The 20,284-nt window shown below is 70.0% G+C and carries 21 protein-coding genes and 3 pseudogenes; 8 read left to right on the top strand and 16 right to left on the bottom strand.

What is annotated here, in order from left to right; translation table 11 throughout:
• Positions 1-397: 397 nt before the first annotated feature.
• The 3 genes from AQJ11_RS48980 to AQJ11_RS44215 form a co-directional block, all read right to left on the bottom strand.
• Positions 398-715 (bottom strand): hypothetical protein, encoded by a 318-nt coding sequence (locus AQJ11_RS48980; protein ID WP_107120982.1) that lies wholly within the window; start codon positions 713-715, stop codon positions 398-400.
• A 299-nt stretch (positions 716-1,014) separates the two neighbouring features.
• The gene (locus AQJ11_RS44220) at positions 1,015-1,656 is read right to left on the bottom strand and encodes a hypothetical protein (RefSeq protein ID WP_208616771.1); all 642 of its coding nucleotides are present in this window, start codon (positions 1,654-1,656) and stop codon (positions 1,015-1,017) included.
• Positions 1,657-2,092: 436 nt separating this feature from the next.
• The gene (locus AQJ11_RS44215; protein ID WP_208616770.1) at positions 2,093-2,452 is read right to left on the bottom strand and encodes a hypothetical protein; all 360 of its coding nucleotides are present in this window, start codon (positions 2,450-2,452) and stop codon (positions 2,093-2,095) included.
• A gap of 117 nt (positions 2,453-2,569) precedes the next feature.
• On the opposite strand from AQJ11_RS44215, the pseudogene AQJ11_RS44210 reads away from it, so the two are divergent.
• Positions 2,570-3,135: pseudogene (locus tag AQJ11_RS44210) on the top strand (protein kinase family protein); the annotation flags it as partial.
• Here AQJ11_RS44210 and AQJ11_RS44205 read toward each other — a convergent pair.
• Positions 3,128-3,559: a hypothetical protein gene (locus tag AQJ11_RS44205; RefSeq protein ID WP_059267277.1), complete on the bottom strand. Its 432-nt coding sequence runs from the start codon at positions 3,557-3,559 to the stop codon at positions 3,128-3,130. The pseudogene AQJ11_RS44210 and the gene AQJ11_RS44205 overlap by 8 nt on opposite strands.
• Positions 3,560-3,991: 432 nt before the next feature.
• Between AQJ11_RS44205 and AQJ11_RS44200 the strand changes: the two genes are divergently transcribed.
• Both AQJ11_RS44200 and AQJ11_RS44195 read left to right on the top strand, forming a co-directional pair.
• On the top strand, positions 3,992-4,354 hold the full coding sequence (locus AQJ11_RS44200; RefSeq protein ID WP_244218672.1) for a hypothetical protein: 363 nt from the start codon (positions 3,992-3,994) through the stop codon (positions 4,352-4,354).
• 251 nt (positions 4,355-4,605) lie between these two features.
• Positions 4,606-5,982, top strand: coding sequence for a bifunctional folylpolyglutamate synthase/dihydrofolate synthase (locus AQJ11_RS44195; protein WP_341846325.1), 1,377 nt, complete (start codon positions 4,606-4,608; stop codon positions 5,980-5,982).
• Positions 5,983-6,361: 379 nt separating this feature from the next.
• Here AQJ11_RS44195 and AQJ11_RS44190 read toward each other — a convergent pair whose 3' ends face one another.
• The 3 genes from AQJ11_RS44190 to AQJ11_RS44180 all read right to left on the bottom strand — a co-directional run bounded on the left by AQJ11_RS44190 (position 6,362) and on the right by AQJ11_RS44180 (position 8,207).
• Positions 6,362-6,643 carry a hypothetical protein gene (locus AQJ11_RS44190; RefSeq protein ID WP_059267275.1) on the bottom strand — a complete coding sequence of 94 codons (282 nt, stop codon included), beginning with the start codon at positions 6,641-6,643 and terminating at the stop codon, positions 6,362-6,364.
• 466 nt (positions 6,644-7,109) lie between these two features.
• On the bottom strand, positions 7,110-7,628 hold the full coding sequence (locus AQJ11_RS44185; RefSeq protein ID WP_059267274.1) for a peptidylprolyl isomerase: 519 nt from the start codon (positions 7,626-7,628) through the stop codon (positions 7,110-7,112).
• Positions 7,629-7,919: 291 nt separating this feature from the next.
• Positions 7,920-8,207, bottom strand: a complete 288-nt coding sequence (locus AQJ11_RS44180; protein ID WP_059267283.1) for a hypothetical protein — start codon at positions 8,205-8,207, stop codon at positions 7,920-7,922.
• 831 nt (positions 8,208-9,038) lie between these two features.
• Between AQJ11_RS44180 and AQJ11_RS44175 the strand changes: the two genes are divergently transcribed.
• The 3 genes and pseudogenes from AQJ11_RS44175 (at position 9,039) to istB (ending at position 12,403) form a co-directional block, all read left to right on the top strand.
• Entirely contained in the window at positions 9,039-9,242 is a 204-nt protein-coding gene (locus AQJ11_RS44175; RefSeq protein ID WP_059267273.1) for a hypothetical protein, read from the top strand.
• Positions 9,243-9,982: 740 nt separating this feature from the next.
• Positions 9,983-11,603, top strand: a pseudogene (gene istA, locus AQJ11_RS47860) (IS21 family transposase).
• Positions 11,600-12,403, top strand: coding sequence for an IS21-like element helper ATPase IstB (gene istB / locus AQJ11_RS44160; RefSeq protein ID WP_059267271.1), 804 nt, complete (start codon positions 11,600-11,602; stop codon positions 12,401-12,403). Before istA ends, istB begins: the two are co-directional and overlap by 4 nt.
• Positions 12,404-12,519: 116 nt before the next feature.
• On the opposite strand, the gene AQJ11_RS44155 is transcribed toward istB, so the two are convergent.
• Positions 12,520-12,765: a hypothetical protein gene (locus tag AQJ11_RS44155; RefSeq protein WP_244218670.1), complete on the bottom strand. Its 246-nt coding sequence runs from the start codon at positions 12,763-12,765 to the stop codon at positions 12,520-12,522.
• Between the two features lie 51 nt (positions 12,766-12,816).
• Between AQJ11_RS44155 and AQJ11_RS44150 the strand changes: the two genes are divergently transcribed.
• Positions 12,817-13,059 (top strand): hypothetical protein, encoded by a 243-nt coding sequence (locus AQJ11_RS44150; protein ID WP_244218669.1) that lies wholly within the window; start codon positions 12,817-12,819, stop codon positions 13,057-13,059.
• Positions 13,060-13,072: 13 nt separating this feature from the next.
• Here AQJ11_RS44150 and AQJ11_RS49630 read toward each other — a convergent pair whose 3' ends face one another.
• The 4 genes and pseudogenes from AQJ11_RS49630 to AQJ11_RS44135 all read right to left on the bottom strand — a co-directional run.
• Positions 13,073-13,258 (bottom strand): hypothetical protein, encoded by a 186-nt coding sequence (locus tag AQJ11_RS49630; protein WP_159061817.1) that lies wholly within the window; start codon positions 13,256-13,258, stop codon positions 13,073-13,075.
• A gap of 159 nt (positions 13,259-13,417) precedes the next feature.
• Complete coding sequence (locus tag AQJ11_RS44145) at positions 13,418-15,871, bottom strand: tetratricopeptide repeat protein (protein ID WP_063807762.1); 2,454 nt, start codon at positions 15,869-15,871, stop codon at positions 13,418-13,420.
• A gap of 164 nt (positions 15,872-16,035) precedes the next feature.
• Positions 16,036-16,509 (bottom strand): hypothetical protein, encoded by a 474-nt coding sequence (locus AQJ11_RS44140; protein WP_059267269.1) that lies wholly within the window; start codon positions 16,507-16,509, stop codon positions 16,036-16,038.
• A 284-nt stretch (positions 16,510-16,793) separates the two neighbouring features.
• Positions 16,794-17,434 (bottom strand): annotated as a pseudogene (locus tag AQJ11_RS44135) (DinB/UmuC family translesion DNA polymerase); the annotation flags it as partial.
• Between AQJ11_RS44135 and AQJ11_RS49625 the strand changes: the two are divergent.
• A complete protein-coding gene (locus AQJ11_RS49625) occupies positions 17,378-17,992 on the top strand; it encodes a glutamate ligase domain-containing protein (RefSeq protein ID WP_279616986.1) in 615 nt (204 codons plus the stop codon). The pseudogene AQJ11_RS44135 and the gene AQJ11_RS49625 overlap by 57 nt on opposite strands.
• Here the strand turns inward: AQJ11_RS49625 and AQJ11_RS44125 are convergent.
• The 4 genes from AQJ11_RS44125 to AQJ11_RS53040 form a co-directional block, all read right to left on the bottom strand.
• The gene (locus AQJ11_RS44125; RefSeq protein WP_079082712.1) at positions 17,989-19,371 is read right to left on the bottom strand and encodes a UDP-N-acetylmuramoyl-tripeptide--D-alanyl-D-alanine ligase; all 1,383 of its coding nucleotides are present in this window, start codon (positions 19,369-19,371) and stop codon (positions 17,989-17,991) included. The two genes, AQJ11_RS49625 and AQJ11_RS44125, sit on opposite strands and share 4 nt — an antisense overlap.
• A 319-nt stretch (positions 19,372-19,690) precedes the next feature.
• Complete coding sequence (locus tag AQJ11_RS44120; RefSeq protein ID WP_059267266.1) at positions 19,691-19,891, bottom strand: hypothetical protein; 201 nt, start codon at positions 19,889-19,891, stop codon at positions 19,691-19,693.
• Positions 19,881-20,084 (bottom strand): DUF6302 family protein, encoded by a 204-nt coding sequence (locus AQJ11_RS52025; RefSeq protein ID WP_279616987.1) that lies wholly within the window; start codon positions 20,082-20,084, stop codon positions 19,881-19,883. Before AQJ11_RS52025 ends, AQJ11_RS44120 begins: the two co-directional genes overlap by 11 nt.
• A complete protein-coding gene (locus tag AQJ11_RS53040) occupies positions 19,987-20,268 on the bottom strand; it encodes a DUF6302 family protein (RefSeq protein ID WP_355077216.1) in 282 nt (93 codons plus the stop codon). Before AQJ11_RS53040 ends, AQJ11_RS52025 begins: the two co-directional genes overlap by 98 nt.
• Between the last annotated feature and the right edge of the window lie 16 nt (positions 20,269-20,284).

The raw sequence follows: 20,284 nt of genomic DNA, 5'->3' as shown, positions 1-20,284 counted from the left end.
GCCACGCCAGAGCTGCATCCACGGCCCGGCCGCAGCGCTGTCCAGCTCCGGGCCGGCCGGCCGGTGAGGACGAGGGATGACGAGGAAGGAGTCGGTGCGCAGGTCTGTCACAACCCGGGCGGGCTGCCCTCGGGCCTGCCTGCGGGCGGCATACTCGCCCGCGGACCAGGAGCCGCGGGATCCGCCGGCGGGCAAGCGCCCGATCCAGGACGGTGCGCTGGAGCTGCCGGCCGGGCATGGGGTACCTCCGGGACCAACTGGAGAACCGGACGGGCACGAAAAGACAGCACAGCGCCTGGCCGACGCCGGTGGCCCCGCAGGACGGCGAACCTGATGGGCAAGCCGAAGGCCGAACTGAACGGACTCGGCCGTCGACGCGTGCAGGCCAAGACGACAGTCAGCACACCGCCGGTAAAGCCGGTGCCGGATGCTGTCGACGGCCCCAGGCGCCGTCGCCGGCGCCCCCTTCCGGGACGAAGACGCTGCCGGCAGTGAAGACCAGCTCGATCAGGGCATCCTTCTTGGCGGAGACCAGGGCGACACGCTGGACCGCGGCATTGAGAGCGGCGACCTCCACCGAAGCGGCGCGGCAAAGAACTTGGAGGAGTTGAACTCCTTCACGGCTCGTGCGGGCGAGCCGCGTCGCTTGGGGCAGCGCTCTGAGGTCGTCAATGGCGAGGATGATCGGTGTGAGTTCAGGAGAGGGCTGCTGCACTCGACCATCATGCCCGCAGGGCGGCGGGCAGGTGTCGGCAGCGGGCGGCGGTGTGCCAGTCCTGTACGGGGTGCGGCGGCGGAAGGCGAGCGCAGCGGCGAGCAGGGGGCGGGCGCAGGGCGGGGCGGTGTAGACCACGGCGGGTGATGGGGTGGGTGAACCGTGTTCGGGTTGCCCAGAAGTCAGGGACAGCTAGGTGTGTGCAGTGCTCATCGGGAGCGGAGACGGGGCAGCTGTGTCGTCCAGGAACGGCCCAGGCGTTTCAGTGGTCGCCGCGCTCGCCTCACCGTGACCGCTGGTCAGTGCAGGATGCTCACGGCTCGTGCGATCACCAGCAGGGAAGTCAAGAGGGCGGAGACGCTCTGAACGCTCATCATGGCTTTGGCGCGGGTTGACAGCGGCATGGTGTCGGTCGGACTGAAGGCCGTGGAGTTGGTGACCGACACATACAGGTAGTCCACCAAGGTGGGGACCCAGTCCGAGGCGCCGCTGGCGCCGTCGGCGACTTCTTGTACGGCGTCGTCGTTCTCGTCCTGTGAGAAGCGGAAGTCCGCCAGGGGCAAAGCGGAGCGGGGCACCTGGGTGCGGCTGACCGGGCCACCTCGGTCCAGCTCCCAGTAGGCCAGACCGAAGACGATGATGTTGGTGAGCCAGACCTGCAGCGCAGCCACCAACAGTGAACGGCCGTCTTTCACTCCGGCGTACAGCAGCTCATGGATCAAGATGGTCAGCGCCACGAGATTGCTGATCGCGATGACGGCTACGAGCGTCAGCGAGAGCACCCGGAAGGCCTTCGTCTGCCGGGTCAGACGTTTGGGGTTGATCGCGATGAGCGGAATGAGCAGCAGACATTCCAGGGCGGGAAGCACATAACGAGGAGCGATCAGCAACCGCTGCGGCAGGAACAGGTACAGGGCGATCGCGGCAAGCGTCGCCACCACTGCCGGCAGCCGTGCCTCGCCCCTGCGCTCATGTCGAGGATGCCTGGTCCTTGCCTCCGCACGCGTACGCGCCATACGGCCTGCCCCTTCCGATTGCTGCCACGACAACGTCACCGCAACCACGCATCCGTCAACAACGCGGGCCGCCGCACATCTCCAGCACCTACCCCGATCCATAGCGTTGGATCAACACGGACGGGCACCCAAGGCAGGCCTGCCCGCAGGGCCGCCGGTAAAGTGGGGGCTGTTCCAGCAACAGACGAAGGACTGTCAGGGCCGGGCGGGTACGGGCAGCGGGGCGGGCGGGGGCGCCGGTGGGACAGCCGGGCGCGCGTGCGGGCCCGGGGGCGGAAGGCGCAGCGGGGCACGGCGCGGGCAGGCCACCAAACCTGATCGGCGCACTGGGCCAGCGTGTCCCTCAGCGAGTCTCCCTGTCTCAGCGGAACTCGTGGATCACCTGGATCTCGCCGACGATGTGGGCGTTGAAGTCGCCCAACTCCTCAGCCGGAACCCAGAGCTCAAGGATCGTCTGCCCGCCTGCCTGCTGGATGGGATACCGGCTCAAGAAGTCCGACTCGACCTCGAAACGAGTGACGAAGCCAGCGCCATCGTGCTTCACATTCCAGTCCCGCGCGATCCTGACCGCGTAGTCCTCGTTGAGGACCGGGTAGAAGATCGGCTGCTCAGGCAGCCGGGGCGGCCAGGCACGCCAGTCCAGCTCCCGCACCAGATCCAGCTCCTTCGGACCGGTGGGACGCCACAGGGTCGTCGTTGCTTGCCGGCTGGTCATCTGCATCGCCCTCTGAAGTAGGCTACCGGTACGGCGGGTCGGAACCCCGGACGTTACCGGCGCCGCAAACGCAGCAGCCAACCAGTTTCCCCACCAGCCAGCGCCGTGACCGACAGGTGCAACCCTCCTGCGCTCGCGATCGCCGCGGTCCCCGGAAGGGCGCTCGGCTGCCTCGGCGAGCCACCTAGCGCGTCGCCGGCCGCCTGGCGGCGGGTGCTGCCATCCGGCAGCTGCACGACGCGCCGTTGCCGTCCTGGCCCGGCCGAGTCCTTGATGAGTTGGCGACGAATCTCGATGTCGAGTGCGAGTAGCTCGTGACGAACGACGTCCCGCCCGCCGACCTGGTCACCCACAACCACCAGGCCGCCGAGGCCGCGCTGCGGCCATGCGATCCGGTGTTCGCGCACGGCAACCTGCAGATCACTCACGTGTTCGTGGACGGCAGGGAGTTTACGGGCGTCATCAACCTGTCGGTGGCGGGCTGTGGTGGCGCCCGGTTCCGCCCTGCCACGTTGACGTTCGGACACGCCGAGCACCTCCGCGACGTCGTCGCCGGCTACGGCACAGACGTCAACCTCGACGTGATCCGCGCGTGGTGGTCGTTGCCTAGCCTGCTGGCGATTCGCTGGCTGGCCGAGGACGGCTTCCCCCCTGTGCCCGACCGTGAGCCATGGCAGGCCCTTAACTAGGACAGCCTTGTGCACCCTCCGCGTGTTCGGTGTCGAGTGCCTCCAACGTATCTGCGATCTCGATGAGGTCTTCAGTCGAGAGTGCGGGTGGAGTCCAGTGGTGTGCGCGTGCGTGATCGATGAAGATCGCCTCCAGCGGGACGTGGTAGCGCTCGACATAGTGAGCGAGGTCTGAGTACCAGAACCACTCGCCGTCGGTGTGCAGCTCCAAGGCACCGATGAACTCGCCACTCAGCGCGTCGTGGACCGGTGATCCGGTCACGGCAAGGGCTGATCCTGCTCGCAGGTAACGCAACAGCTTCTCCTCGTCCGGGGCAGCGTGGTCGCAGACCGAGTCGCGGAGTGAAGGGCCGTCGAGGCGACCGTGCGCCAGCTCCTGGAACTCACCAAGGAACCGGTCGTAGGGAAAAGATCGGCTGGCCATACGCGGAAGCCTATGCACCGATGATCGACTGTTCGGTGCTGACACCGGGCAGCGCATCGGCGCGGGAAGAAGCCGATAGCGGAGGAGCCGCGGATCGGGTCCGCGCCGGCGTACGGGCCCAGCGGCGCTTCATCGGTGGCCAGGCTGCTGACCGGGGCGGGTGCGGTCAGCTGCCGGCACGATGTGCTCAGCGCGGGCCTGCTCGATCGTATGGAACAGCAGCAAGAGGTAGGCGCCCTGGGGGCCCGTGTGTCCACGTCCGGCAACGGCAGAACGCAAGGGCCGCCCGGTGTAGCCCATTTGATGCCCTCGGTCGGGCCGCGCCGGTGAGGAGTGAGTCTGGTCGGTGCCAGCCGCCCTCGCCCCGGTGGAAAAGGCCTGCCTTCTGGCCGGTACTCGCAGGTAGCGGTACGCCGGACGGCTGGTGGGGGCATGATCGCGGTTGTGTTAGGCGACGACATGCCCGCTTGCGTGCGGTGGGAGATCCTGATGCACGAGCGGTTCAGCGACGTGTGGATCTGCAAAGACTTCGGCCGAGCCACGACCAGGGCGGATCCCGCTGAGCTGGGCCGCGCCGTCCTGGCCGCCTACCTCACCGGCCGGGACAGCCGGGGCGAAACATTCCGCGTCCTCGTCCGCACCGACCACGGCCACCACCTCGTCATCACCACCGCCCAACTCACCGACCCCGGCTGGGAAGCGGACCCGGCCCTCTGCCAGGCACTGCCCGCCTACCTTCGCAACGCACTCACCCGACACCAAAGCCGTGAAGAGGCCGGGACGCCGCCGACGTAGGTCTGCTCCGTGTCTGCCGGTGTGATTTACCCGCCCAAGGGTGACAGGGGCTGATTCCCGGGCGCGTCGCACCGGTGCACCGCTATGAAGATCACGGCCTGTCCGTCACTGTGAAGGGGGAAGTTCATCGTGCGTTGTGCCCGTAATGCTGCCCTGCTCGCCTCGCTCACCGGCCTCCTCCTGGCCGCCCCCGCCACCGCGGCCACCAACCCGGACGCTGTCACGGTGCAGCACGGTGCGTCTGGTCCCGCGTGTCCGGGGGCGTGATCCGGCCCGTGGACTACTCAGACTGCGCGGATGTCCTTGCACAGGTGCAAAAGAACCCTCACGGGCTTCCGCGAAGAGTGCGGCAGGCCAACGTGCCTAGGCTGCTGGATGCGTTGGGCCGTCCTGAGCAGGGACTGCGCGGGATGCTGGTGGTCGGAACGAACGGCAAGGGGTCGACCTGTGCGTTCGCGGTATCGGCCGTGGCCGCGGCCGGCGTGCACGTGGGCAGCATGCCCAGCCCGCACCTGCAGGAGCTCAGGGAGCGTATCCGCATCGACGGGGTCCCCGTCACACGCGCCGAGTACACCGCCGCGTTCGCGGAAGTCTGGCAGGCGATCGAGCGGCATCGTCTGCCCGTCCTGGCCCAGGGCATCTACGCGGCGACCGCCGCCGTTCACTTGCGGCGGGCCGGCATCGGGCTGGCAGTGGCCGAGGCGAGCATCGGCGGAAGCAGGGCGGCGGCCGCGGAACTCGGCCTGGACGTCAAGGTCGTCACGGGTATCGGGCTCGACCACACCCGACTGCTCGGCACTTCCCTGACCCAGATCACCCAGGCCAAGGTCGCAGCCGCCAAGGACGGGGACCATGTAGTTCTCGGACGCCTGGCCCCCGAAGCAGCCACCGCTGCGGAGCAGGTCCTCAAGGAACGGACAGGCCTGTCGGTGTGGCGCATGGACCACGAGATCCGCTACACCGCTCGCGCCGCCGGCCACGGCGACGACGGCGGCCCGACGACACTCGTGGACGTCTTCACCCCGCGCGCCGTGCACCGTGATCTGCCCTGCCCCCTGTCCGGCACGCACCAGCACCACAACCTCGCGCTCGCCATCGCCGCGATGGACTCGATGGCCGAGCGCGGCCACATCCCCGCACCCGACGCAGAACGCCTGCGCGCACGACTGGCGGCCACGCGCTGGCCCGGACGGCTGGAACTCGTTGCACACGCACGGCTGAACGACTGGACAGGTAGCGTCCTGATGGACGGCGCCACCAATCCGCAAGGTGTCGCGACCGTCGCCCCGCAGATCCTGCGCCAGGCCCGCGCCGACGGCCGCTCGAGGCCGCCCGTACTGGTCTTCGCGGCGATGGACGACAAGGACGCCCCGGGCATGCTCGCCCCGCTCCCCGCACACTGGCCCCTGGTCCTCACCCGCACCGACGCTCCACATGCCGCGAGCTGCGTCACCCTGCACAGGCAGCTTTCCCCCCACCGCCAGGGTCCCTGCCTGAGCGCCGAGAACACTATGACGGCGCTGCACCGGGCTGCCGAACTCACCGGGCCCGGCGGCCTGATCATCGTCCTCGGCTCACTGCGCCTCGTGGGAGAGACACGCACCGCGCTGGCGCTGGAGCCCGTGTGAAAGACGGCCGGCGACCTGTACCGAAGTCCGGACCACCGCGGAAGGCACCGGTGCCCGCGTACCTCAGTGGAGAGGGCGTGCAACGAGCGCACGCCACCCAGAGTCCGAACAAGGGTGTCCGACAGACCCGGCGGGCACCGGTGCGCACCGTCGGGGCCGACAACGTGCTGAGTGCTCACACCTGAGTGACTGAGCGCGGTAGGTGGCCCGAACCGGCAACTCCGCGGCTCAGCCGCTCGGGAGAATGCCGAGGGTTCGCATCGCAGCGGGCTCCGCGGCGCCGTACGGCGTCGCGGAGGGGGCGCGAGGGATCCGGGACCAGCGCGATGCGGCAAGGCTCCGGCCTGCTGTCAGGTCGGAAGCCTGCCGAAGCGCCGGGTCAGGCGGCTGTGGCGCCCTGGCCGCGGCGGATGCGTCCGAGGAGGTCGCGGTGGTAGGCCGCGAGGCCTCCGTCGGGGATGGGGGCGGGGCTGCCGGTGAGGGTGTACCACTCGTCGGTGCCGGGGTACGGGACGGCGGCGCAGGCACGGTGCCCGTCGCCGGTGAGGGTGGTGCGGACGGCGAGGTCACCGGTGACGACGCCGACCTCGTCGGTCATCGCCCCGACCGGGCCGGCGGTGACGCTGCTGGTGTAGGAGTCGGTGTCCGGGCTGGTGTTCATGCGGGCCAGGTGTCCGCCATTTCGCCTAGCTTGTCCTTCTCCGGCTCGGTGCCGTTCAGGGGGTACACGTACAGGTCCCGCCGCACCGCGGCCGCGGTGGCCGGATGGTGGGCGGCCGCCGGCGGTGCGGCGGGGGCGGGGGGACGGACGCCGCGAGCGGCGTCGCCAGAGACAGGGACAGCACGGCGGTGGCGGTCGGACGCCACCGTGAGCGAGAAATGACCACAGGAGACGAATGCCTACCGGCATCACCTGCCGACCGCGGGGATCACCGCCCTGATGTGGTGGTCCCGGCGCAGGGGTTGACGTGGCCCTGTGGCCCCGCCGTGTGGTGCTCGCCGCCTTTGGCGGGTACGGCAGCGTGCCTGACGGCTGCACGGGAGCGACACCGATGTCCACGAGGACCGTGTCTGCCGCAGCGGAGCCGCCTGACGCGCTGAGGTGCCAAGTAGCACAGTGGCCTGGTCTACTTCCGGAAGACTTCTACCCGCTGCAGCTCGACGTCCGCGTTGGGGCGGTCCTGAGTGGTGGGAACGTTGGCGATCGCGTGGACGACGTCCTGGCCGCTGATGACCTGACCGAAGATGGTGTGCTTGCGGTTCAGGTGGGGGGTCGGTCCCTCGGTGATGTACCACTGGGAGCCGTTGGTTGCGGGGCCGGAGTTGGCCATGGCCAGCACGCCGGCGCCGCTGTGGTGCAGTTCGGGGTGGAACTCGTCGGGGAACGTGTAGCCCGGGCCGCCTGTTCCCCAGCGTGAGGCCGTGTCCTTCGTGCGGGTGAGGGGGTCTCCGCCCTGGATCATGAAGCCGGGGATGACACGGTGGAAGAGCGTGCCGTCGTACAGCGGCGTGCCCTTCATCGGCTCACCCGAGACAGGATCCTTCCAGTCGATGGTGCCCGTCGCCAGGCCGACGAAGTTCTTGACCGTGCTGGGGGCCCGGTATTCCTCGAGGCGGACCATGATCTCGCCGAGAGAGGTGATCATGCGGGCATGGAGCTGTCCGCTTCCAGGCACGTCGATGCTGGGGAATTCCACAGTCACAGGTCCTTCCGGGTCAGGCGGGCAGAATGCCCACGGCGTGCGTGCCGGCGATACCAGCGTGGTGCGGGCGTCGCTGAGTTGAACGGTACTCGCAAGATCGACCAGGGGCGGTGCCGGTATGTCACCGCCACCTAACCCCGCCTGACGCGACCTGGCGGGGCCGGCCCGGCAGCCGGGTTTGCAGGGCGGGCGGCCGCTGCCGGCCCCGGCCGGCAGCGGCACAGTGGTCGCGGTTCAGGAGAAGACGACGGAGCGCAGGAGCAGGCGGTCGGATGCGCCTGATCCTGGGGGCAGGGTGTAGTAGGTGTCGCCTTCGCAGTCGGCGTTGAGGAAGACGGTGGCGGTGGCGTCCGTGCGGTTCTTGGGTGCCCGGCTGGTCGATCCTGGTTCGGAGGCCGGTCCTTGCAGGTTGATGCACTGGCCGCTGGGAGGGTTGTTCAGGAAGCCGACGGCTTCGTAGCCGTCGGTGGTGGTGTAGGTGTAGCGGAACTGGCCGGTTGCGGCGGAGGCTGAGCCGGGCACCGCCAGGAGCAAAGCGAAAGCCGTGCAGGCAGCACCGAGGGCCGCCGTGAAGGAGCGAGCAGACACTGGTATTTCTCCTCGTCGAGCGTTCATGCGGTCAGTGCCAGCGATGCCCTTGAATGCCACGGGATAGCCGCTTTGTCCCCCGGACGGGGAAGCCGAATCGTTCCCCCTCGATCAGGCAGCTCACAAGAGAGGGGCCACCTTCCCGGTCACTTGGCGGCCCACCCGTACGGAACCGGGTGGAAGAAGCAGACCGACGTCCCGCGCTGCTGCTGGTACGTGCGTCATCTGTAACCCAGTAAAGAGGCTCTCCCGACCTACCAGTCCACAGCGGTGTCGCACCCTGCCCTGCTCAGGTCGGCGCGGGCCCAGAGCCCGGCAAAGCCGAGCGTCCTGCGAACTGGCGCTCTTGAGTGACCCGGTCGGCCTGCGCGCTGGCAAGTCTTCTTGGTCGTGCCACCTGACGAGCACAGCGGCGGCCAGCCGGGATGAGGCCCGCGCCGAGGAGCCCCTGGCTAGGCAGGCAGCGCTGGCAGCTACGCCAGCCTCTGCGGCGCCGGCCAGGGGGCTCGGCCGAGACGCGCCCACCATTGGATGAATGGCTCCAGCGCGCATCGGGCCCGGCTTGGATGAGCATCCGTCGTTGCCACCGACCCCAAGGACGATCTGCAATGCCTCAACTGCCGCCGATCGGCACGGAGAGGCCCTGCTCCCAGCTCGCCCTGAACACCCAGTTCGAACGGCTACGACGCCGACGCAAAGAGCGTACTGAAGCAGGTCCAGGAGATACCGCCCAGGTATGAACACCAAGACGTCCTGCCCTTCACGGTGACGGTCGAGGCCGACTGCGGCGAACCGGTGATGCTGACCACCAAGGAACCGATGATCCTCAAGGCCACCCTGACCCAGTTTCCACCCCGCGGCGACCTCTACACACTGGCCAAGCCCGTCGACCTCGTCGCCCAGGACGGCGACCTCGACAAGGTGCTCGCCCGCATCACCCAGTTCTCCGCCAAGACCGGCGGCCTCTGACCGACGCCGGCCCTGCCCGTTATGTGGCCCCTCGCATCCGTTCCACGCAGGGGGCCACCCCCGCATCCGGCGTCCTCAAGGAGCGGCCGACAGCCGGCGCTCCCCGCTGGCGTCGCTACGCCCGGCAATGCACCCGCGTAGGCCTGCTGAGGGGTGCAGCCCTTCCCACCCGGGCCCGTGGTCGCCCCAGGTGCGAAGGGCGTCGTCAGAGCCGTCGGCGGAGCCAGCCGCGGCCCCGGCCCGGCTCCTGAACGTTCTCCGGCCCCGGCGGCACGGCGGCCTACCGGGTCAACGAGGCCCAGGACGGGCTGGTGGAACGGGTCACCCCTGCGGTGCGCGACGCGGTCCGCCAGACGATCACCGTGCGGCGGCCGTGCCCGCAGCCGGCTCGGCCACCAACCACCCCACCACGGCGCGGCAAGCGGCCTACGGCCGCGGCCCGGACCCGGCGCGCGTACAGCGAGGCCATCAAGGCGGTGGAGTGCGCGGCGCACGCCGTCATCCAGCCCACCAACGCCAGGGCCACCCTGGGCACGATGCTGGGCGAGATCAGGAACGCTCGGCACAAGTTCAGTGCCGCGATCCCCTCCCCGGTGGCTTTATCGGTGAGTGCAGACACCGCTTGTCGATCGGCGCCGACACCGCCCAGTGTTGGCGGAGAGTGATGTCGCTGAGTTTTGACACCACTTGGGTGCTTGCGGTGGGACCATCGGAGTGCTCTGCGTGATGAGGGGGCGCTGATGCCACCGAAGTCCAAGGTCGATCTGTACGCGGCGATACGTCGTGATGCCCGGGCGGGGATGTCGAACCGGGCCTTGCAACGCAAGTATGGGGTGGGCTTCCGGACGGTGAAGGCAGCCATGCAGTCCGTCTGGCCCGAGCCGCGCAAGCAGTTGCCGCCTCGTAAGACGCGGCTCGATGCGTTCAAGCCGGTGATCGATCAGATGCTGCGGGCCGATCTGGACGCCCCGCGCAAGCAGCGGCACACCGTCAAGCGCATTTACGACCGGCTGCTCGATGAGCATGGTGCGGTGGAGGTGACCTACCCGATGGTGCGGGCCTACGTCGCCGACCGTCGTCCGCAGATACGGATCGAGGCAGGACGCGGGCCGATCAACGCGTTCATCCCGCAAACGCACCTGCCCGGTGCTGAGGCCGAGGTGGACTTCGGGGACGTGACGATCCGGCTGGCCGGCGAGCAGGTCAAGGTCTACCTGTTCGCGATGCGCCTGTCGTATTCGGGCAAGGCGGTGCACCGCATCTTCGCCTCGGCCGGGCAGGAGGCGTTCTTCGAGGGCCACGTTCACGCTCTCAGCGTGTTGGGCGGGGCGCCGACCGGCAAGGTGCGCTATGACAACCTGCGGGCCGCGGTCGCCCGGGTCCTGGGCCTGTCACGGGCTCGGATGGAGAACGAGCGGTGGACCGCGTTCCGTTCGCACTACGGCATCGACCGCCCGGGACTCGAAGGCGCCCACGAGAAGCGGGGTAGAGGGCCAGATCGGCTGGTTCCGCCGAAACCACCTGGTCCCCGTCCCGGAAGTCAACTCCCTTGCCGAGCTCAACGCGATGGTGGAGCGGTGGGACGCCGAGGACGATGACCGGCGCATTCGGTCACGGCCGAGGACGATCGGCGAGTACTTCGCGGTGGAGCGGCCCCTGTTACGGCCACTGCCGGACGAGCCGTTCGAGACCGGCCGTCTGTTCAGCTTGCGGGTGGACCGATATGCACAGGTCAGCGTCCGCACGAACCGCTACTCGGTGCCGGTGGGGCTGATCGGCCGCACCGTTCGGGTGATGTTGCACGCCTCCGAGGTCGTCGTCTACGACGGACGCAGGGAAGTCGCCCGGCACGAACGGCTGATCGCCAAGGGCAAAAGCCGCCTGGTGCTGGACCACTATCTGGAGGCCCTGGTCCGAAAGCCCGGCGCCTTCCCCGGTGCGACCGCGCTGGAACAGGCCCGCTCCGCAGGAAAGTTCACGCCCGTCCACGACGCCTGGTGGGCGGCGGCCTGCAAGGCCCACGGCGACCGGGACGGCACCCGGGCCCTCATCGAAGTCCTGCTGCTGGGCCGCCATCTCCATCACGAGTACCTGGTGACCGGGCTCGCCGCGGCCCTGCGGGCCGGCGCCCTGACTGCGGACGCCGTCGCGCTGGAAGCCCGCAAGGCTGCCGAGGCCGACGAACCACCGCCCGTCGCCGATCCGGAGCCGGACCGGGCGAGGGTGACGTTCCTGACCGAACGGCGGCTGGCCCATCTGCCGCCCGACAACCGGCCGCTGCCGTCGGTCGCGGCCTACGACCAGCTGCTGCGACCGCGGCAGCGGCCGGACCGTTCCGCCGTCGAGGGAGATTCGCCATGACGACGTTCAAACGCCACCGCGGACTGACCGAACAGGCAGCCGATGCTGCCGTCGACCAGGCATACCGCATGCTCCGGCTGCCCACTATTCGGGCCCAGTTCCCAGAACTTGCCCAAGCCGCAGCCCGCGACCAGATGTCGTACCGCGGGTTCCTCGCCGAGCTGCTGATGGCCGAGTGCGACGACCGGGCCCGCCGCCGTTCGGAACGACGGATCAAGGCCGCCGCGTTTCCCCGCGAGAAATCACTGCGGGCCTTCGACTTCGAGGCGAACCCCAGCGTGGACCCGGCGGTCATCCACACCCTGGCGACCTGCGAGTGGGTCAAGAAGGGCCTGCCGCTCTGCCTGATCGGCGACTCCGGCACCGGCAAGTCCCACCTGCTGATCGCGCTGGGCACCGAAGCCGCGATGGCCGGCTACCGGGTCCGCTACACGCTCGCCACCAAGCTCGTCAACGAACTGGTCGAGGCGGCAGACGAGAAAGTACTGACCAAGACCATCGCCCGCTACGGCCGAGTCGATCTTCTCTGTATTGATGAGCTGGGCTATATGGAGCTGGACCGCAGGGGCGCTGAGCTGCTGTTCCAGGTCCTGACGGAGCGTGAGGAGAAGAACAGCGTCGCCATTGCCTCGAACGAAAGTTTCAGCGGCTGGATCAAGACCTTCACCGAACCCCGCCTCTGCGCAGCCATCGTCGACCGCCTCACCTTTGGCGGCAACCTCATCCAGACCGGCACCGAATCCTACCGCCTCGCCCTCACCCAAGCCCGAGGCGCAGCCCAGGACTCGGCCGGGAACTGACCTGTCCGCCGATGCCCACGCCCGCTCAGCTTCATCTGGCACTGGCCTTCGGTGACCAGGACGATCGCGTTGCCTGGTCGGACGTGCGGTCACCAGCCGTTCGAGGCAATGGCGTCTCAGGTATGCCGAGACCAGAAGACGGCGAACGTGACGTAGGCGATGGCGGCGGTGGCCACGAACCAGAAGTACGGATCGCCGCTTCGTCCGGAGGCCAGCTCACCGATGAAGGCGCTGAGATTCCCCACGGTTAGCACCACGCCCGTGCCGGCCCAGGCTCGCCCTGCGATCCGGGCGAAGCGCTCGTCGGGTTCCTTCTCGGTGAGGCCCTGATAGGTCTCGCTCCGGCGCCCCAGCAGCACCAACTCGTAAGTGCGATCAACGCCGCACGGCGCGGGCCGCCTACGGTCTGTGCCGTGCCAGAGGCCCCCGATGAGTTGATCAAGCTGGAACGATCCGCCGAGGAAGAGCGCGCCAAGCTCGCCGGCCTGGCCGGTGACGAGTACGACGCCCAGTGGCGCCGCTGGCGCGAGGCGTCCAAGGAGGTGCAGGCGGCCGTCACCGCGCACGCCGAGGCGTCCGGGGCCAGCCGATACGAGCTGGAGCAAGCGGTGAAGAAGGCCGTACGGCACGCTCACGACGATCCGCCGGCCAGATAGCTGGCGCGGTCCTCTACCGGTCGTCGGGCCAGGTCGCCAGCACCTCTCCGGCGTCCTCGTCACAGAGGCTGACGCGAGCGTCGGGCATGCTGCCGTACTCGCCAATCCAGCGGCGGAACTTGTCCCGCCCCACCTCCTCACGGTGCCACCAGCCGCGCTGCACCGCCCGGCCGCCGGATTCCCGCACCGCCGTTGTCACGTAGTTGCTCCTCTCGAACCATGCATGGCAGGAATTCGGTGGCGGCGGGGCCGGTGAGGTCCTCTGTGGACGGTGGCAGGCGCAGTGAACTGGGGCCGGGGGACGAGGTCCACCGCCTGGCGCCGTTCAGGTCGCGGGCCGTGGCCTGAGTGATCTTGTTCAGGAATCCGTCGATTGCTGAGCAACGGCAATGTCCCCCGCCTCCTTCCGCCACCGAGCGAGGTCCTTCCGGGTGGTGAGAGTATCGGGATGGTCCGGGCCCAGCACCCGTATCCGGTCGGCCAGCACCCCGGCCAAGGCGGCGGCGGCCCCAGCCGGATCCCCTGCCTTCCCCCGCCACTGGGCCAGGTTGTCCCGGCTGGTGAGGGTGTCGGGATGGTCCGGGCCGAGCACCCGTATCCGGTCGGCCAGCAGCCCGGCGTACGCGGCGGCAGCCCCAGCCGGATCCCCCGCCTTCCCCCGCCACCAAGCGAGGTTGTGCCGGATGCTGAGGATGTGGGGGTGATCGGGTTCCCTCACCCGCTCCATGTGCTCCAACAGTTCGGCGTACGCGGCAGCGGCCCCGGCCGCGTCCCCCGCCTCCCCCCGCCACCGGGCCAGGTTGTGCCGGATGCTGAGGATGTGGGGGTGATCGGGTTCCCTCACCCGCTCCATGTGCTCCAACAGTTCGGCGTACGCGGCAGCGGCCCCTGCCGCGTCCCCAGCCTCCCCCCGCCACCGGGCCAGGTGGCCCCGGATAGTGAGGGTGTCGGGGTGATCGGGGCCCAGCACCCGGAGCCAGTCGGCCAGAAGCTCGGCGTACGCGGCGGCGGCCCCGGCCGCGTCCCCCGCCTCCCCCTGCCACCGGGCCAGATGGCTCCGGGTGATGAGCGTGTCGGGGTGGTTCGGTCCCAGCACCCGCACCATGCGCTCCAGCAGCTCGGTGAAGGCGGTGACGGCTCCGGCTGCATCCCCCGCCTCCCCCCGCCACCAGGCCAGGTTTCCTCGGGTGGAGAGGGCGTCAGGGTGGTCGGAGCCCCGCACCCGGACCCAGTCGGCCAAAAGTTCGGCGTACGCGGCGGCGGCCCCGGCCGCATCTCCCGCCTCCCCCCGCCACCGGGCAAGGTTGTGCCGGGTGTTGAAGGTGTCGGGGTGGTCCGGTCCCAGCACCCGTATCCGGTCGGCCAGCAGCCCGACCAAGGCGGCGGCGGCCCCGGCCGCGTCCCCCGCCTGCCCCCGCCACCAGGCGAGGTGGTTTCGGGCACCGAGGGTGTGGGGGTGGTCGGGGCCGAGGTGGGACGTGGCGCTGTCGGTGAAGCGCTGGTAGTGGTCCCGGGCGGCAGTGACCTGGCCGGCTTCGCCGAGGCTACGGCCAGTGCGATGCAGTACCGCATGTGCGTCGGGCCGGTACAGCGCCTGTTCGGCGCGGGTGGTGAGGGCGGTGGTGTTGGCGCGCAGGGCCTGCGCGAGGACGGTGTCGTGATCGATCTCGGGCCAGGCCGCGATCAGGGCGTTGGCGGCGGTGCGGGCGAGCTGAGCGTGCCGGTCGGGGGTGAGGGTGTCGCGGATGGCGCGCTGGATGAGCTGATGGATGCGGACGGCCCGGTGGGGGGTGTCGGGGGTGTGGTCAACGAGGTTGAGCCGGTGCAGGGTGCGCAGCGCCCGGACCGCGTCCCCGGGAGGGACCGGGGCGGCTCCCCTGGTTGGCTGATGGCCTGTTCGGGCGCGGTGTGCGGTGAGGTGGGCCAGGGCCGGCGCGCTGGTAAGGACAGTCTGGGGGATGCCGTTGGGGTCGAGCAGAGCGGCCAGCTCGAGCATGGGGCGGGCCAGGCCGGCGGGGTGGAGGGTGTCGGCGCGGTCCACGGACAGTGACCAGGTGGTGGCCAGAGGGAGGGCCTGGTCGTCGGGGAGCCCGCTGGGGGCGGTGTCGGCGAGGGTGGTGGCCCGGTCGGCGAGCAGTTGCCGGTACGCGGCCGCGTCCTCGCCGGAGTCGATGAGGTAGGCGGCGGCCTGGGCGAGGGCCAGGGGTAGATATCCAAGGTCGGAGGCGAGGGCGGTGAGCTGGTCTTCGGGCTCTTCTCGGCCGTGGGCGTCCAAGGCCCGGGTGAGGTAGGCGACGGCCTCGGCTTCGGTGAACAGCCCGACCTCGACCAGGCGGCGGCCTTCCCCGGCCAGGGCGGCATCCCGGCGGCGGGTGGTGACCAGGGTCCGGCCGTGAGGGCTGGCCGGCGGCCACAGGCCCCGCAGGTCGTCGGAGTCTGCGACGTCGTCCAGGACGATCAGCCACCGGCACGGCTTCCTCCCAGCCTCGGGGGCCAGCCACGCCAGAAAGGTCCGCGCGGCCAGTTCGGGGTCGTCGGCGTCGCCCCGGCACAGTTCGAGGCCGGCCTGCGCGTAGCCGGTCACCACCGCCGTGCGGGTACTAGCGGTGATCCAAACCAAGACGTCCAGGTTGTCGCCCGAACCGTTGTCCCAGGCGGTCAGCGCGTAATCGGCGGCGAGCTGGGTCTTGCCCACTCCGCCCATGCCGGTCAGGACCTGCCGCATTACGGAGGTGCCGCCGCGGTCAACCACCGCGCTCAGCCGCGTGGTCTCAGCACGCTGCTGGAAGGACTGCGCCCGGTGCGGGATCACACCGACCTGGTGTGGCCAGGCGGCAGGCTGCCGGGGATCAGCGTGATAGTTGACCTGACCGACGCTGCCGATCGCGACGCTGTTGTGGGCGGCGTGGACCGTGACGATCTTCGGCGTACCGGTGCCTGCGGGGAGCGGTGGTGGGCTTGGGGTGGCCGGTCCGTTCAGCCCTGGGTCGGATCCGGCTGCGGAGGGCGGACGATGTGGGCCCCTCCGTGGATGACGCCGGCTGCGATCGAGCCCTTCTCAGCGCGGATGTCCACGTTGCCGCCCACGGCCAGTCCTCCGCCGGCTGACACCCCGCCTTGGCGGGTGTGCTGGGCCAGCAGGGCACGCATTTCCTCAACGGCCTGGGCTCGCTCGGTATCCTCCAAACTCTCCAGAAGGGCCTCGATACGGGCCTGCCACGCCGCCTCCTGACGGATGCGCTCCCGCTCGATCACGGCAGCGTCCGCCGTCTCCAGCTCGCCCGCGGTCCGGTCCAGGCGCTCGAGTTCCACCCGCTCGCGCTGCCTGTCGCCCCGGCCGAACCAGCGTGCCACCGCCTGCCGCAGCCCGGTCCACGCATCCGTCCCCGCGGCCTGCACCACCGCGGCCCCGCCTGCTGCGGCCAGCGCCGTCAACGCCTGCTCCAGCATCCCCGTTCTTCCCCCTCCGAAGGCCAGATGCCCTCGCCGGCACGGTAGCGCCGCGTCCAGCGCGCGCATCCGTCACGAGGGGACACGCACCGCGTCCGCGGGCAGCCGCAATCGGCGTTTGGGTCTCATCCCTCCCCATGTTCTCCACCCCTCAGTCCTCCCGGTCCTCGCCATCGGGGGCCTGCGGGTCGCGCCTGCTGCCTGGTGCTGACGGTCGTGGGCGGCCGTGGCGGGATCACCGGCAGGTGATCAACGGGGTGAGTCGATCATGCGTGGCCGGTCAGTCATGAGGCCCGGCGAAACGGCACGACGGCGGCTGGCCCGATGGATGCGGGTCCGAACTTCTTCCGGATCCGGTCCATGGCCTGCTCGGCGACGAGGCGGGACTCGCGGGCGCCGTCCAGGCTGATCTGTTCGGCGACCTGGCCGGCGTCGATGAGATCCTCGGCCCTCATTCCGATCCCGGTCAGGCGGGCGCGTTGCAGGCCGGCGGCGTCCATCAGCTGGCAGGCGAGTGTGCGCAGGTCGTCCTCGTGGGCGGAAGGTTCGGGCAGGCGGCGGGTCTTCTCCCAAGCGGTGTGCCGCCCGCGAAGCGCAGCGTCAGGGTGATCGCGCGGGCGGCCTGACCGCGGCGGCGCAGCTGGAGGCCGAACTGGACGACAAGATGGAGCAGGGCGGTCCGGACGACGGCGCCGTCCAGGGTGTGGCTCGTGAAGCGGTGGCGTACGGCGGCGGAGGCCCGCAGGTTCCGGGGGACGACGGGGCGGGGGTCGATGCCGCGGGCGCGGTCGGCGGCGAGCCGGCCGGCCTTCTTGCCCAGCAGACGTTGCACGGTGGCCGGAGAGACGCTGGCGAGCAGGCCGACCGAGTGGATGCCGTAGTCACGGAGCACGGCGGCCTGGCGCGGCCCGATCCCGCGCACAGCGCCTGTTCGCTCCACACCCGTCCCGACCGGTGGACATCGCGCCGCACGACCGTCTGGCCGTCTCGAATCCCCGCACTGCGTCCCCTCTCCGGCCCGAGGCCGTGGTGCCCGGCCCGTCCGGTCGGCGAGGCGGCCGGGGTGCGGGTGTTCGACTCGTTCGCCCACCACCCCGACGAGGTGAGCGCGGACCTGGCGGCTGCGCGTTCCCTCGTCGAGCTGGGCCGTCGGGTGATCGCGGTGTTCCAGCCCTCCGACCTTGCCCGCCTCGATGCCTTCGGGGTGGACTTCGGGAAGGCGCTGGCCGGCTGCGACCAGGTCGTGCTCACCGACAGCACGCGCGGGGTGCCGTCTGCCGCGCTGGAGTTGCTGTCGGCCCACGTGACCAGTGCGGGCGGGAGCGTCCAGCACATCCTGCGGGACAGGATCGACGCCGCGATGCGGGCGGCCGAGATGGCTGGCCCGGGTGACGTGGTCGTGCTGCTGGGCTCCGGTGACCTCGTCGAGTCCGGGCCGGCGCTGCTGGCCACGCTCGGCACGCTGGTGGCTCCGGCCGCCTAAGCGTCCGCAGGGCCCGGGGTCGGGTGCAGCAGCTCCTCGGCGAGCCGCTGTAGCTCCACCCCTCGGCTTGCCTTGACCAGGACGACGTCGCCGGCCCGCAGGGTCCGGCGCAGCAGCTCCAGGGCGGAGTCCTGGTCGGGCAGGTGAACGGCCTTCGCGCCAGCACTGCTCACGCCGTCCAGCATCCATCCAGCCTCTTCCCCTCCAACGAGGATGATCTGGTCCAGGTCCAGCCCGGCCGCGTATCGCCCGATCTCCTCGTGGGCGGTGCGCTCGTCTTCGCCGAGTTCGTTCATCCGGCCGAGTACGGCGACGGACCTCTGGTCACGACCGCCGGTCATGGATGCGAGTGCGTTCAGGGAGTGACGCATCGAGTGGGGGTTGGCGTTGTAGGCGTCATTGACGATCGTGACGCCGTCCGCCCTGATGGTGGTCTCCATCCGCCAACGCGAGCGCGGGACGGCTTCGGAGAGACGTGCTGCGATCTGTTCGACGTCGAGGCCGGCCTCGCGGGCTACGGCGGCTGCGGCGAGGCTGTTGTAGACCTGGACCTCTCCGATGAACTGGAGCTGGACGTGCGCGGTGCCCTCGGGGGTACTGAGCGCGTACGACGGTCGCCCGTGGCCGTCGATTCCGACGTTCAGGGCACGGATGGTGGCCTGCTCTCCGAGGCCGTACGTGACGACGCGACCCCGGGTGCGGTGTTGCATCTCCCGCACGAAGGCGTCGTCGCCGTTGAGAACCGCGAGCCCGGACGGCTGGAGAGCCTCGACGATCTCGCCCTTGGCCTGGGCGATGTTCTCCTGTCCGCCGAACTCTCCGATGTGCGCGGTGCCGACGTTGGTGACCACGCTGATGTCCGGCTCAGCGATACGGGTGAGCTCCCGAATGTCGCCGATGTGGCGTGCCCCCATCTCCAGGACCAGGTAGTCGGTGCCCTTGTGCGCCGTGGTGATGGTGATGGGCAGGCCGATCTCGTTGTTGAAGGACTGGCGTGTAGCGACCACATTGCCGGGGAGGACCTGGGCGATGAGGTCCTTCGTGCTGGTCTTCCCGGCCGAGCCGGTGATGGCCACGACGTTGGTGGAGCCGAGCGAGTCGTGGAGGAGGAAGCGGCCGAGACGTCCCATGGCTTTGAGGACGTCGTCGACGACGATGGCCGGTACGCCGACGGGCCGGGTGACGAGGGCAGCGACGGCGCCCTTGTTGACGGCGGCCTCGGCGTAGGCGCGACCGTCAGTGTGTTCCCCCTTGAGCGCAAGGAACAGCGAGCCGGGAACGGCCTCACGTGAGTCGAAGACGGCGGGCTGGGTGACCTCCGCTTCGGGATCGAGGACGTCGGCGAGACGGCCGCGGACGACGGCGGCGATCGTGGTCAAGGAAGTGGGTTGCAACGTAGTTCTCCCTGCTCAAGAGCGGTTGGTCGCGACGCTACTGCGTGGAACGTGATGGTCCGTGGAGGCCTGCGTTAGATCAGGCCGTGGCGGCGCTGGGGCCCGTGAAGGGGGGCGTAGGCCCCAGCGCCGTGTCCGCCCGCGCCGACTGCCGTGTCATACGGGCGGAGCTTGGAGCCTGTCTGGTGGCCAGGGCCGGATCCGCTCGGGCCACCAGACAGGCGTTCAGGGGTGTTCGCGTCGGCCAAGCTCCATCAAGGCCTTGCCGACCGTTGCGACGGGACGGAAGGCGATCGCTCGCCCATCAGTCGCAGTCCTCCGAGTCGTCCTCGTCGGGGTAGATGGCCTTTTCCGTCGGCGCGCAGCGGCACCGCCAGCACCGGCCGGCGGCGTCGAGTTCCACGATCTGGTCGAACTGGCGATGGAAGGCGCACACCGGCCTGTCGGTCGAGTCCTGCGCTGGCCTGGTCTCGTCCCGCCCGATCTCGCCCGGCTCACTGCTCACGGCCGTCCGCCTCTTCCGCGTACGCGGCGATCGCCTCGTCGCTGTAGCCGTAGAACTTGCCGCGCAGGTGGCCGTCGGTGGTGTTGGGCACCGGGTCACCCCACTCGACGGCATGGCAGACGTCCGGGTCCGTCGACCAGCGCACGCGGGCGTCGGGGAAGCCCGGCAGCTGGCGGAGCTGGTCGACACAGATGCCAGATGACCTCCGCGTCGCCGGCGCTCACGCAGCCCCCGCGGCGCCGTCCGCAGCACGGCACGACCAGATACCCAGTGCCGTCGACCACGATCACCACCGCGCGGTCAAGCAGAGAAGGGTCGGCCAGCCGCTCCCGGTACCAGGACAGCTCCCATTCATCCCGCCGGTCGGGCTCCCGCACGTCCACCGGCACGCTG

The organism is Streptomyces corchorusii (genome assembly GCF_001514055.1).
In the GTDB taxonomy this organism is placed as follows: domain Bacteria; phylum Actinomycetota; class Actinomycetes; order Streptomycetales; family Streptomycetaceae; genus Streptomyces; species Streptomyces olivaceoviridis.
Note: the sequence above shows the minus strand (reverse complement) of the source record. Positions and strands in the feature narration are given on the sequence as shown.

Bases quoted from the DNA above. Each gene is read 5' to 3' on its own strand.
- AQJ11_RS44205 (WP_059267277.1), bottom strand. From the start codon at position 3,559: ATGGCCAGCCGATCTTTTCCCTACGACCGGTTCCTTGGTGAGTTCCAG.
- istB (WP_059267271.1), top strand. From the start codon at position 11,600: ATGACGACGTTCAAACGCCACCGCGGACTGACCGAACAGGCAGCCGAT.
- AQJ11_RS44185 (WP_059267274.1), bottom strand. From the start codon at position 7,628: ATGATCACCTCTCTCGGCGAGATCATGGTCCGCCTCGAGGAATACCGG.
- AQJ11_RS44215 (WP_208616770.1), bottom strand. From the start codon at position 2,452: ATGCAGATGACCAGCCGGCAAGCAACGACGACCCTGTGGCGTCCCACC.
- AQJ11_RS44200 (WP_244218672.1), top strand. From the start codon at position 3,992: ATGATCGCGGTTGTGTTAGGCGACGACATGCCCGCTTGCGTGCGGTGG.
- AQJ11_RS44190 (WP_059267275.1), bottom strand. From the start codon at position 6,643: ATGAACACCAGCCCGGACACCGACTCCTACACCAGCAGCGTCACCGCC.
- AQJ11_RS44140 (WP_059267269.1), bottom strand. From the start codon at position 16,509: ATGCTGGAGCAGGCGTTGACGGCGCTGGCCGCAGCAGGCGGGGCCGCG.